Consider the following 12334-nt stretch of genomic DNA (forward strand, 5'->3'; position numbering starts at 1 on the left):
TCCGTCGTTCAGACCGAGCGTGGGGGCCGACTCGGGGACGGTCGCCATGAACGGGTAGTGCTCGGTGGAGTTCGATCCGTTGACGATGGCTGAGGCGCTGCCGGCCATGACAGTGGCGCATGCCGCAGCTGCGAGAACGCCGACGGCAGCGGTGCGGGCGGTACGGCGGCGCAGTGGCTTGAAGCTGTACACAAAGAGTTCCTTTTTTGCTCGGTGGATCCGTACGCATTTGCTCGGTGGATCCGTGCGCATTCAGCCTCGTTGTTTCGACGCCTGCCAGACCATCCGGGAAACAGGCCAGTCGATGGTATGGCCCTCTTCCCCTCCGAACTGGGGAAAACCCGAGGCCCGGAGTGTGGCTGCCCGGCATGACGGCGACGGCGGTCACCGCGGCCACGACCGCGACTATCACGAACTCCCGCCGTCGCCACAACACGCGGAAATACCTCGCAAGGGCGGCCGGAGAAGACCCCCGGAGGAAGCCACGGATCTGAGAGCCAAGACGCAGACGTACGTGCTACGCGTTGATGGCGCTATTTGAAAATCCCGACCCGGTGCTGGGGAGTGGGGCAAACCTGCTGAGTTGATTTCCCCACCCTTCGTGCGATCTCGGCGTGGTGGGTGCGACGGCAAGCCTGCGTGGGCAACGGGTCGGGCCTCTTCGGGAGGCTGGGTGCTCACGTGGGAGGAAGACGTGGACGCGCACGCGCTGCGTCGCCAGGGCTGGACGATCTCCGCGATCGCCAGACACCTGGGACGCGACCGTAAGACGATCCGTGCCTACCTGAACGGCGAGCGCGCCCCGCGGCAGCGCCGCCAGGCTCCAGATACGTTCTTTCCCTTCTTGGACTACTGCCGTCAACGCCTGGCGGACGACCCGCACTTGTGGGCATCCACCCTGTTCGACGAGGTGGTCCAACTCGGCTACCGCGGCGCCTATTCGACGTTCACCGGGGCGCTTCGCCGCTACGAGGTCCGGCCGTACTGCGAGCCCTGCCATGCGTCGCAGGGCCGGGACCGCGCGGTGATCGAGCACCCGCCGGGCGAGGAGGTCCAGTTCGACTGGGTCGAGCTGCCCGATCCACCCGCGGGCTGGGGCATCGGCGGACACGCGCACCTGCTGGTCGGGGCGCTCGCGCATTCGGGCCGGTGGCGGGCGGTGCTGGCGGAGTCGGAGGACTTCCCGCACCTGGTCTAGGTCCTCGACCAGGTGCTGCGCAAGCTCGGCGGCACCGCCAGACGGTGGCGGTTCGACCGGATGGCGACCGTCTGTTACCCCTCCAGTGGCCAGGTCACCCCGACGTTCGCGGGGGTCGCGAAGCTCTACGGCGTCCAGGTGGCGATCTGCCCGCCGCGGGGGGAAAAACCGCAAGGGCGGCCTGCACATCGCCACGGCGGGGAAGGCCGTCGTCGCCCGGCACCGGCTCGCGCCGCGCGGGGCCAGGCGGACGGTCCGCGACGCGGGTCATGTGATTGCGCTGGAGCGGGCGGTTCTCGCGCAGGTCAGTGACCGGGCCCCGTGCAAGACCAAGACCCGCCGCCCGCTGTCGCCCCAGGCGCTCGCTGAGGCTGAGCTGCCGGTCAGGCCACACGCCGGTACCAGGCCCGGACCCGCTTGGTCTCTTCGCCGGAACGGAACTGCGGGCGCCAGTGCCCCCACTGGGCAGCCTGAGTCACGTCGCCTCCGATAACTGCGCGGCCGACACGGCCAGTTCGTGCATGCGCTCCTCCAAGCGGCAGAGGGACGGGGCAGTAGATCACCCTAGGGCCCTGAAAATCGAACGTGGCGCTCCGCGGCCTCTTCCGCCGGCGGACCTGACCGGGAAAGCCGAAAGGGCCCTCGGGCAAGCCTCCCCGAACGAGGGCTTGCCCAGCCGTCCTGTGAGCGCGAACAGCCCGACCGCGGCGAAGGAGGAACGGGTGCGCAGCTTCGAGACGGGACCAGACGGTCGTACGACGCGACGTGCACTGCTCTGGCCGCGTGTGGAGCGAGCACGCATTGCGTGTCGTCCGCCGACACGAGCGAGGCCCTGGTGGCTGCCTGTCCGCCGGGAGCCGAGACCCGCTGGCCCGCCCTGTACGTCAAGGCCCGTGCGGACGGCGACCGTGCGGTGCGCACCGAGGCGTTCGACGCGATGGCGAGTGGCGTGTGGGAGCTGGCGGCCGCGGTGTGGCAGGAGACCGAGCTGCTGCTGTGGAAGCCGCCGACGGCGTGGTTCAGCGTCAACGCCTTCTACACCATCGGCGGGCTGCGGAACTGGTACGTGAACTTAGAGCACCCCCACCGCTCGGACCGGCGATGGGTTCGACACCCTTGACCTCACCGTAGACCTGGTCGTCGACCCCGACCTGACCAGCTGGCAGTGGCACGACGGGACCAAGGTCGAGGGCATTCTCGCCGCCGTCGGCAGCGCCGCCGCCAACTCGACCGCCGCCCGCCTAGGCCGGGCCCGCCAAGCCCGCTGGGCGAGCCACGGGCGGCGCCATGACTGCCGCGTTCGGCGCCCTCGCCGCCGTAGCCGGCGCCGTAGGCACAACCGCCGCCGCGGGCGCCTCGGCCATCAGGTCGGCGGCCGACCTGGGCCGCGAGGGCATCGGCCTTGCCCGCGAGGGGGTCCAGGAGGCAGGGGCCTACGGCGAGCGCCGCCACGAACGGAAGATGCACGCCGCCGGGAGCGGTGGCGACGAGGGCTGACCCCAGACCGAACACCACGAGGCACCCCCGAGGAGCCGCTCGAATCGGCTCCCGCCGGGGCGCCGTCGTGTCCGGGGCCGCCCGACGGCGGCCCCGGAACGCCCCCCTCGCGCGACGGGAGGGCGGGCCGGTCGTCGGCCGTCGGAAGTTGGGCGACCGGGGGGAGTAACCGGCGGCAGCGAGTGTTGCTGGTATCAGTAACGGTCCCGGCCGGGGGCGGCCTGGGATCAGTTCGTGGGGATCGGGCCCGTCGTTTGGTTCCGCCCGGAGAGGCATCGGGAAGGGTGGGGCCCGGGGTGGTGAACAGCTCCGGATGCCGCCGCTTGAGCCGGGCGTAGGCCCTGAGGCGTGCGTTTCGTCGGCGTTGCTGCATGTTCATCTCAGGCCGCCCCATCCAGGAGCCGTGACAATTCGGCGTCCATATCTAGACCGGAGACCTCCTGGCCGGCCGGCACCAAGTGGTACGTCCGCCCCAGCCACTGCGCGACCACTGGGAGGGGAGCGGTGAGCCAAGCGGTCCCGTGCGGAGAGGACAGAGCAAGGTTCAGCTCGGCATCGGGCCCGGAACCGACCGGCCAGACGTGCACATTGCCTTGCCCGGTGGGCCGGTTGAGGCCCTCTGTCAGCGTGTCACGGGCCAAGGCCCAGCTGACTTGATGGACGGTGCCGGTCTGGAAGACGATGATCGCGGCAAACGGGTCTTGGGTGGCGTAATGCAGACGAGTTGGCACCGCGAGGCGCTTGCCGGACGGAAGTACCAGCTCCATGTGCAACGTCTGGTCTACGTGATAGTGCATGGCTCGGATTGCTCCTCGAGAGCCTGGGCCGGTCGGCGCACTGCCACCCCAACGGCCGCGGTGCGCGGAGGCCCAGGGGCGGGCCGGGCCGGCGCGCTAAAAGCTGGCCCGGTGCCCGCCTTGGGCGGTCAGTTGAAGATGCGGTGGTCGAAGCCACGGTCGTGGCTGCTCACGGAGTGCCATGCGCCGTTGTTCTTCACGTAGAACCAATGTCCGTCGTAGCGGTACTGCCGACCGTGGTCGTTGCAGTACCAGCCGCTGCCGATCCGCACCCACTTGCGGTGGCCGTCCCAGCGAATGTCGTGACGGTCGTGGTGGCCGCCCCAGCGAATGTCGTCACGGTCGTGGTGGCCGTTCCAACGAGTGTCGCGATGGTCGTGGTGGTCGCCGTACTGGGTCCGGTCCGAGGAGTGGTACGCCACAACCGCGGTGTGGTCGGCAACCTCTGCCGGCGCAGCCGAGGCGGTGCCGCCCACTGTCAGGAGGGCGCCCGCGGCGACTGCGAGTGCCGCTGCCGAGGTGGCGAACCGCCGCCCGAAGTTGTGCTTCATGATCGTTCTCCTTGCTGTGTTCCGGAGCTCTGGATTGAGGCTCCGCTTGGCGGGTATGGGCGCCATGCATCCCTTCGAAGGGTGGGCTCCCGTACCCCGCTGTCGAGCGCCGGTTCCCGGCGTCGGCGGCCTGTCGCGCTCCCGCCCGAGCGGGCGAGAGGCGCAGGGATAGGGGATTTTTCAGCGGGTCACTTCGTTCTAAGTGACCTGAAGCTGTACGCAGAGGGTTTCTTTTTGCTCGGTGGATCCCCGTACGCATTCAGCATCGTTGTTTCGATGCCTGCCAGACCATCCGGGAAACAGGTCAACCGATGGTATGGCCCTCTTCCCCTCCGTACTGGGGAAAGCCCGTGGCCCGGAGTGTGGCTGCCTGGCGAAGGACTTCGCAAGGGCCGGAGAAGACCCCCGGAGAAAGCCACCGAGGCGCTGTAAGCGCCCGGCCCATTCGAGGCCATGTCCAGGGATGAGGAAGGCTTCTGGGCCTTTCGCCGAGTTCACACGACGGCTCCCCAAAGAGCGACGCGGGGCCCGCAGTCTCTTTCAGGGCCTCGATGGGCCGGGGTGGGCCTGGCGGTGCTCCGCATCACTGCCCATTAGGTGTGCCGTCTCATGACATTGGTTCCTCGCTGTCAGGCTTGACGGGCGTAGGACGTGAGGCGATCGGCGAGCGCGGTGACGAGGTCGCGCAGTTCAGCGGGGCTCTCGATGACGAACGGCCGGTCGAGTGAGGCGAGTACCGGAGGCAACCAGTCGAGCCGCTCCGCCCGCAGCTCGACGCGCAGCCAGCGCTCGGTTGCCCGGTCCTCGCCTGCCGCTGGCTCGTGCTCCTCCAGGCTCGCGACGCTGGCGGGAAGGTGGGCGCGGATCTGCTCGACCGTCCCGTGGATCCGCAAGGTCACCTCATGCTGGTACTCGGCCGTGGCGAAGCCTGACAACACGCGCTGTGCCGGACCGGGACCCGCCGGCGCTTCGAATGAACCGGGCAGGGTCCGCGCGTCTGCGATGCGATCGAGTCGGAAGGTTCGGTCCTCGTCGATCCGGGCGTCCTTGCCCGTGACGTACCACCGGCCCGAATGGGCGACGATCCCGTACGCGTGCAGCGTGCGTTCGCTGCGCCGTCCGTCGCGGTCGGTGTAGCGGATCGAGACCGGTCGGCGGTGGCGCACCGCATCGGCGATGGTGAGCAGGACCCCGGCGTCCGGGGTGTCGAACTCTCCGGGCTGTTCCGTGAAGGCGAGGGATTCCAGGAGTGTGTCGAGCCGGCGGGCGAGGTGCTTGGGCAGCACCCTCCGGATCTTCGCCGATGCTGTCTCGTTTGCCGTGTGCTGCGTCGTTGTCAGCCCTGCTCGGCGGCCGGCGACCAGGCCGAGCAGCACGGCCAGCGCCTCGTCGTCGCTGAGCATGAGCGGAGGCAAGCGGTACCCGGGGGCGAGCCGGTACCCGCCGTAGCGGCCGCGCACCGATTCCACGGGCACGTCGAGGTCGATGAGCTGGTCCACGTACCGCCGCACGGTGCGCCCTTCGACGCCGAGCCGGTCGGCGAGTTCGGCCACTGTCCGGGTTCCGCCCGACTGCAGCAGCTCCAGGAGTGTCAGCACGCGGCCGGTGGGTCGAGGCATGTTCGCAGCCTAACGCGAATACAGGACCGATTCTGTCCACTATTTCTCCTAGCCTGCGACGTGCACGCCTCCAGCACAGCCAAGGAGATCCCCATGGACTTCGTCTCGATCCGCATCATCACCAGCGACGTAGCGCGCCTCGTCGAGTTCTACGAGCGAGCCACAGGGGCGCGGGCGACGTGGGCCACCGAAGACTTCGCCGAACTCAAGACCGCGGGCGCCACCCTCGCGATCGCCGGTACCCGCACCGTCCCGCTGTTCGCCCCGGGCTCTGCCCGCCCGGCGGACAACCGCAGCGTGATCACTGAGTTCCTCGTCGACGACGTGGACCGCGTTCACCAGAACCTGACCGGCTTCGTCACCGACTTCGTCAACGAGCCCACCACGATGCCCTGGGGCAACCGGTCGCTGCTGTTCCGCGACCCCGACGGCAACCTCGTCAACTTTTTCACCCCCGTCACCCCGGCGGCTATCGAAAAGTTCGCACGCTGACGCCACGCACAGCCGCTCACGCGGGAGCCCTGAGACCCCAGGCTCCCGGTGAACGCGGCCGCCGAGTCCCGGAGCGCCACCAGCAAGGGGCACGGGAACGCACCGCTGCCCCCCCGAAGGACGTCTGCGCTTGTGTCTGCGGGTTGACGCCGGACGTCCGATCGCACACGTCGTTGCGGAAGCAGGCGCCGCCGGTCGATGATGCGTTGCGCGCCGCTGGGCTCGGGGATCAGGCTGAAGTACCCGAGGCCCAGGGCGAGGATCACGTTGGTTCAAACCCCGGCGAGGCACCCGCACTCGTCGTCGCGGCCGATGAGGGACCCGCGTGTTTCTGAGCCCCAGATTCCACCGGCGTCGGCGGTCGAGGGCCGCAGCCAGCCGGTCCTGCTGCTGCCACGTCCCACGAACCCGGTCTCCACCGTCCGGGCGACCTCCGGTTCCTTCCCCGGTCGCGGCGACCGGGCTTGCAGGGGGTGTGCCACTGCTGGCGCCGCTCCGCTTCTGATACTCGCCCTGGGCGAGGCGGCACACCGGGCAGCGTGACGCCTCGCGCACGGCTTCCTGCTCGGCGCGCTTGCCGCCTTCTCCCGGGCGCGGCGCTCGCGCTGGCAGGTGTCGAGGTCGTCGGGGTTGGCCAGGGCCCGGTGGAGGGTCTCGCGGCCGGAGCGCCGGAAGCACCACCGCACCGGGCGAGCGGGCCGTACTGCTGGAGCAGCTTCAGCGTGGTCACGGTGATCGGGACGGCGCGGCTGCAGTCAGTGGAGTGGCGGCCGTTCGTCGCCTTCCGGCCAGCGGGCCGCGGGCGGGAAAGCGGTTGGCCCGGCACGGGCGAAGGCAGCGACGCGGTCGAGAGCGTCGAGGCCGACGGAGACGTCGGAGCAGACGCCGTCCACGATCTGCCGCAGCAGCAGGGCGTGATGATGAATCGCATGAGCTTGTGACCTGCTCGTCGACGCTGCGGGCGGCAGCGATGTACTGCCCGCCGCCGGCAGGCGGCGCGCAGCGACCCGCGGCTAGAAGGTGATCTTGACCTTGAGAGCCTCGCGCGCGTCCATTGCCTTGTAACCCTCCGGCACTCCCGCCAGCTCGACCGTCCTGTCGAACACCGGCGACGGGTCGATGACCCCGCCCAGCACGTCCGCCAACAGCGCGGGAATGTAGTGGCGCGCCGGCGCCACCCCGCCCCGCACCGCGACATTGCGGTTGAACATCTGCCGGATGTCCACGCCCGCGCTGCCGCCGTGCGGCACGCCGACGTAGCCGACGGAGCCGCCGTCTCGGGTGATGGAGATCGCGGTGCGCATCGACTCCTCGGTGCCGACCGCCTCCAGGACCGCGTGCGCGCCCGAGCCGCCGGTCAGCTCCTTGACTGCCGCCACGGCCTCCGCACCGCGGGCCGGGACGACGTCGGTCGCGCCGAAGGTGCGCGCGATCGCGGTCCGCGACTCGTGCCGCCCCAGCGCGATGATCCGCTCCGCGCCGAGCCGGCGCGCGGCCAGCACGCCGCACAGGCCGACCGCGCCGTCGCCGACTACGGCGACCGTCGCGCCCGGCCGGACGCCCGCGGACATGGCCGCATGGTGCCCGGTGGACATGACGTCGGACAGCGCCAGCACGGCCGTCAGCAGCCGCTCGTCCGAGCGGACCTCCGCGGGCAGCTTGACCAGCGTGCCGTCGGCGAACGGAACCCGGACCGCCTCGCCCTGCCCGCCGTCCGAACCCGGCTCACCCCAGAACCCGCCGCGCGGGCAGGAGGTGTGCAGGCCCTCGGCGCAGAACTCGCACACGCCGTCCGACCACACGAACGGCGCAACCACCAGGTCGCCTGGCCGGAAGTCGCGCACCTCGGAGCCGACTTCCTCGACCACGCCCAGGAACTCGTGCCCGATCCGCTGACCCTTCTCCCGGGCGGCCACGCCGCGGTAGGCCCACAGGTCGCTGCCGCACACGCAGGCGAGTACGGTCCGCACCACCGCGTCGGCGGGACGCCGCAGCGCGGCGTCGGGGACCTCCTCGACTCGGACGTCGTTCGGGCCGTGGATGACGGTGGCGCGCATGCGTTCTCTGCTTTCGGTTCTCGCGAAGGGGCCGCCCCGTGAGCGGCCTCCGGATCAGGCGGCCTGGGATCAGGGACGGCCTCGAAGGTGAAGGCCAACCACACTAAGACGCCCGCCGGGGCCACGATATTCCGCGCCGCACCGGGCCGGTGCCGCCTGCGCAGGGTGCGTCACGCGCCTGCCTCGCCCTCACCGGACAGCTCACTTCGAACCCACTCGCGCCCGAGGCCGCAAGCTGAGTTCAGCCAGTGGAGTAGGTATTGATCCACGTGAGGCCGCCGAGGTCGAGTCGGTGGCGGGCGCGGGCGCGGGTGACGGCGACGTAGGCGAGGCGGGCGTCGGTGTCGTTGACGGGTTCCGGGATGGGGCGTCCTTGGGTCGCGCTGGTCGGTGTCCTTTGGTGGAGGGAAGTCGTCGCCGATTTGGACGGTGGGCCATTCGCGGCCTTTGGCGGTGTGGGCGGTGGTGACGGTGACGTCGGCGTGATCCTCGCTGGTGAGTTGGTTGACGGCGGTGAGGCTGGCGTCGGGGGGTGCCGGGCCACCATGGCCGGCCGGGGCCGCAGCCGGCGGGGGTCGGCACGCGCAGCAGCTTCGCGAGCCGTGGCACCTTGGTGAAGCGGCGGGTGTGGTAAGCGGAGGCGATCGCGCCGCCGCGCGAGCGGCCGTGTTCGCGTGCGAGGGGGAGGCGGATGGGGCAGCCGGTTGGCTTCCTGGGCGATCAGGGGGCCGAAGTGGAAGGAACGGGTCAGGCGTGCTGTTCGACGTCGTCGATGTCCGACCGGTTCGGCAGGGGAGGGCTGCTGAGGGTCCGTCATGGGCCCGGGAAGGGGACCTGTCCTGCTTCTGAGTGAGAACGGGGTCTGAGGATCGATCGGGGATCGGCGGGGTCCAGCGATCGGTTGTTGATCTTCCTCGCGCAAAGGTCCGTTTGCGAGGGTAGCCGCGTACACCTCTGGTCCCTGCTCTCGCTCGGGGGAGATCGTCATGGGGCGGTCGATGGAGCCGTAGGGCGTCGCCAGAATCTACATTGCGATGATAAAAATCGGTCTTCCCCGGCCCGCCGGGGGCCACCAGCGCCTCCCTTCACCGAGCGTGCGGTGAGGACATGGCCGGCCGGGACTCGCTTCCCAGCGACTGGATCCACCTCAAATAGCTCATCTGCGCACTGGGCGCCGGACCTGAGGAAGTCGGCGCCTTCTCCCCGGCTCCGCCTCCATCTTCCGACCACGGTTCGGAAGGGGACGTACGGACTCGACCCAGGCTCCCTTGGCGGATCCGGTTCCTGTACCCCGCGGCAGACCGCGACGACGACCGCCCGTGACCGGCATCGCCGGAGCTAACCCGCTGCCGCTCATTACGCGACAGATCACGCCCTGCCTGCCGCCGCATCTCGGTCTGTTGCTCGGGGGACAACTCCACCGTCAGGATCTCCCTCCGCTATGAGGTTGTGCCGCACCTGCCAAGGACGTGTTTCGCGCGGAAGAGGGCTTCGCATGACTCCCTGGCCGGCTCGGAGCCTGACCTCTTCGACCGGCGGGCGCTACCGGAGGACCTGAGTCCGGGGTGGGGTCGGCAGGTCGTTCCGGCATTCGGTCTCGAGCGGACCGTACAGGCCGCTTCTGAGTGCGAGGTGCGCCGTCGTCGCGCCGGCTCGGTCATTGCTCAACTGGTCCTTTTTTCCTGCGTGGTGACCGCCGGTCCATGCCGCCTGCCTGCCCGGTCGACACTGCTTGGGCGCCTTTGTGCCGACTCGTATCCGCCGTCCTCGGACACGGGTGATCGAACTCTGACTCCGCCAAGGCCGCAGCAAAGTAACTAGACAACCTAGTACCTAGACAGCCTGGTTTCCTTAGTCGTAAGGTCACTCGCAGGTGGCCAAGATTCACCTGTTCCGACTTGAAACATCTGGGCGTCTTTGCTCCCTTGACGTTCTTTGTAGCCCGCCGATTGATCGAGGTAAGGCATGACTGAGTCGAATGACACCGCCGTCCCCGCGCTGTGGGGTCCGATGACTGCGCTGGTACTGCAGAACTCGCCGGTCTCCGGCCCGCGGCTGCGGGACCTCCCTGCGTTCGTCCGCGCATTCGGCGAGGTCAAGTTGGCTGCGGTGCGCGCGAACAGTGACCTCGGCGTCCTGGACGAGGTGCGCGCGAGGGTCATCGCAGAGGCGGCGAGTGAAGTCGCGCGGGGTGGCCTGATAGATCAGTTCCCGGTGCGTCTCGTCGCCACTGGTGGCGGTACCGCGACCAACATGAACGTCAACGAAGTGCTGGCGTCGCGGGCGACCCAACTCCTTGCGGGCGATGCGGATCTCACGATCCACCCCAACGATCATGTGAACCGGTCTCAGTCCTCGAACGACACCTACCCGACCGCGACGAAGGTGCTCCTGGTGCGCCAGGCGTACGCGGTCGCGGCGGCCCTGCGGGAGCTTGCGCGCAGCTTCATCCGGCAGGCCGAGCAGAACGCCGGAGTGGATCGGATGGGGCGCACCTCCTGGCAGGACGCCGTCGTCGTCCCGGTGTCGGCGACGCACCAGGCGCACGCAGCGGCGGTTGAGCGGTTCGCCGACCAGTTCGAGGCTGCCGCGCAGATGCTGCTGGCGGTTCCGCTCGGCGGGACCGTGCTCGGGACCGGCGTGGGAGCGCCGGAGGGATTCAAGGCTTCAGCAGTAGAGCACCTGGCCGACATCACGGGTCTGCCGCTGCGGCCGAGCGCAAACCCCATCGATGCGTTCGTGCACGCCGACGGCTACGCCGCGCTGGCCGACACCGCAGCCCGGTGTGCCAGCATTCTGTTCAAGCAGTGCCACGACCTGCGCATCCTCAGCTCGGGCCCGAACGGCGGACTGTCGGAGCTGTCGCTTCCCAAGCTCCAGCCCGGATCGTCGATCATGCCGGGCAAGGTCAACCCGGCCGTACCCACCATGGTCATCCAGGCGACCTTCGCGATCCGAGCGGCCGCCACGGGTGTGGGCATGGCCGTCGCTTCCGGCGACCCCGACACCTTCGGGCACGGACCCGCTGTCGTCGCTGGTCTCTCCCCGGCGCTTACCGAGCTGGCCTCCGTGGTGTCCGTGCTCACCGACAAGTGCATCGACGGCCTGCGCTGGAACAAGGAGCGGCTCGCCGCACTCGCTGCAAGTCCCTTCGATGCCGCGATCGCGCGGGCGGAGAAGGACGGATATGACGCAGTCGCCGGGCGCTCGGCCCGCACCTACCTGTCGGCACAAGAGGAAAAGTAATGAACACGTACACCAGCACCAGAGCCGACACCGCGCGATGCGGGGCAGTGCTGGCTGACCGGCCGACCGAAAACAGGCGGTACGCCGAGGCTGTCGGTCGGGCGCCAGATCAAAGCAGTCGAGTCCGGCATGAGGTGCTGCAGCGGGGCTTTAGGATGGGGCACTGATGCGACCGGCAACGAAACTGCAGCGGACGAGCCTGGTGGACCAGGCCGTTGAACAACTGCGCACCGAAATCATCGACGGTTCGCTGGCCCCCGGCACGCCACTGCCCGAAGCGCAGGTCAGTGAGTGGCTGGGCATCGCCAGGCCGACGGTCCGTGAGGTGCTGCTGCGACTGCACAACGACGGCCTCGTCCAGAAGCAGGGCCGCGGAGTGGCACTCGCGGTCACCCGCATCACCCGTGACCAGATGGTCGACATCTACATCGCGCGGTTCCATCTCGAGGCGGCCGGCGCCCGGTCGTTTGCGACCGCCGCCCCGTCCGCCCGCGAGGAACTGGACCAAAGCCTTGTGGCGCTCGACGCAGCGATCGCATCGGCCGACCGGCTCAACCAACTCCGCCTCGAAGCTCGCTGCCACACCGCAGTTGTCGGCCTGACCGGCTCGCAACGCTTGGTCACTGCCCACACGCAGCTGATGGTGGAGGCTCGTTTGGCCGCCATCACGGCGGGCGATGTCGATCACGAGATCGTCATGGCCAATCATCACAAGTTCGTCGACTTGCTTCGGGCAGGGCAGGCAGAAGCCGCCTGCCAGCAACTCGGGGAACGCATGAACGCTGCCCGCGGCCGGCTCCTGAAGAACCTTCCTGAATGATCAACCGGCTCGCCATCGTTTCGCGGCCCACGCGTTGACCCTCTTGAACGCGCAGCA

The 12334-nt window shown here is 69.3% G+C and carries 11 protein-coding genes and 1 pseudogene; 7 read left to right on the plus strand and 5 right to left on the minus strand.

Annotated features, from left to right (window positions below; all coding sequences use genetic code 11):
• Window positions 1-192, minus strand: a pseudogene (locus TNCT6_RS39490) (serine protease); the annotation flags it as partial.
• A gap of 481 nt (window positions 193-673) precedes the next feature.
• On the opposite strand from TNCT6_RS39490, the gene TNCT6_RS41600 reads away from it, so the two are divergent.
• The 3 genes from TNCT6_RS41600 to TNCT6_RS39505 all read left to right on the plus strand — a co-directional run bounded on the left by TNCT6_RS41600 (window position 674) and on the right by TNCT6_RS39505 (window position 2695).
• Window positions 674-1198: a transcriptional regulator gene (locus TNCT6_RS41600; RefSeq protein WP_253266577.1), complete on the plus strand. Its 525-nt coding sequence runs from the start codon at window positions 674-676 to the stop codon at window positions 1196-1198.
• A gap of 805 nt (window positions 1199-2003) precedes the next feature.
• Window positions 2004-2318: a hypothetical protein gene (locus TNCT6_RS39500; protein WP_141367970.1), complete on the plus strand. Its 315-nt coding sequence runs from the start codon at window positions 2004-2006 to the stop codon at window positions 2316-2318.
• 167 nt (window positions 2319-2485) lie between these two features.
• Entirely contained in the window at window positions 2486-2695 is a 210-nt protein-coding gene (locus TNCT6_RS39505) for a hypothetical protein (RefSeq protein WP_141367971.1), read from the plus strand.
• Window positions 2696-3075: 380 nt separating this feature from the next.
• Here the strand turns inward: TNCT6_RS39505 and TNCT6_RS39510 are convergent, their stop codons facing one another.
• From TNCT6_RS39510 to TNCT6_RS39520, 3 genes are all read right to left on the minus strand, one after another.
• Complete coding sequence (locus tag TNCT6_RS39510; RefSeq protein ID WP_141367972.1) at window positions 3076-3492, minus strand: SsgA family sporulation/cell division regulator; 417 nt, start codon at window positions 3490-3492, stop codon at window positions 3076-3078.
• A gap of 128 nt (window positions 3493-3620) precedes the next feature.
• On the minus strand, window positions 3621-4043 hold the full coding sequence (locus TNCT6_RS39515; protein WP_100572259.1) for a hypothetical protein: 423 nt from the start codon (window positions 4041-4043) through the stop codon (window positions 3621-3623).
• Window positions 4044-4672: 629 nt separating this feature from the next.
• Window positions 4673-5662 (minus strand): YafY family protein, encoded by a 990-nt coding sequence (locus TNCT6_RS39520; RefSeq protein WP_141367973.1) that lies wholly within the window; start codon window positions 5660-5662, stop codon window positions 4673-4675.
• Between the two features lie 93 nt (window positions 5663-5755).
• Between TNCT6_RS39520 and TNCT6_RS39525 the strand changes: the two genes are divergently transcribed.
• On the plus strand, window positions 5756-6154 hold the full coding sequence (locus TNCT6_RS39525; RefSeq protein ID WP_030950424.1) for a glyoxalase/bleomycin resistance/extradiol dioxygenase family protein: 399 nt from the start codon (window positions 5756-5758) through the stop codon (window positions 6152-6154).
• A gap of 722 nt (window positions 6155-6876) precedes the next feature.
• Window positions 6877-7095 (plus strand): hypothetical protein, encoded by a 219-nt coding sequence (locus tag TNCT6_RS39530; RefSeq protein WP_141367974.1) that lies wholly within the window; start codon window positions 6877-6879, stop codon window positions 7093-7095.
• Between the two features lie 72 nt (window positions 7096-7167).
• On the opposite strand, the gene TNCT6_RS39535 is transcribed toward TNCT6_RS39530, so the two are convergent.
• Complete coding sequence (locus tag TNCT6_RS39535) at window positions 7168-8211, minus strand: zinc-dependent alcohol dehydrogenase family protein (RefSeq protein WP_141367975.1); 1044 nt, start codon at window positions 8209-8211, stop codon at window positions 7168-7170.
• A gap of 1965 nt (window positions 8212-10176) precedes the next feature.
• Here TNCT6_RS39535 and TNCT6_RS39545 point away from each other — a divergent pair.
• Both TNCT6_RS39545 and TNCT6_RS39550 read left to right on the plus strand, forming a co-directional pair.
• On the plus strand, window positions 10177-11457 hold the full coding sequence (locus TNCT6_RS39545) for a lyase family protein (protein ID WP_141367976.1): 1281 nt from the start codon (window positions 10177-10179) through the stop codon (window positions 11455-11457).
• A gap of 166 nt (window positions 11458-11623) precedes the next feature.
• Window positions 11624-12277 carry a GntR family transcriptional regulator gene (locus TNCT6_RS39550; protein ID WP_141367977.1) on the plus strand — a complete coding sequence of 218 codons (654 nt, stop codon included), beginning with the start codon at window positions 11624-11626 and terminating at the stop codon, window positions 12275-12277.
• The last annotated feature ends 57 nt before the right edge of the window (window positions 12278-12334 follow it).

The organism is Streptomyces sp. 6-11-2, assembly GCF_006540305.1.
Classification (GTDB): domain Bacteria; phylum Actinomycetota; class Actinomycetes; order Streptomycetales; family Streptomycetaceae; genus Streptomyces.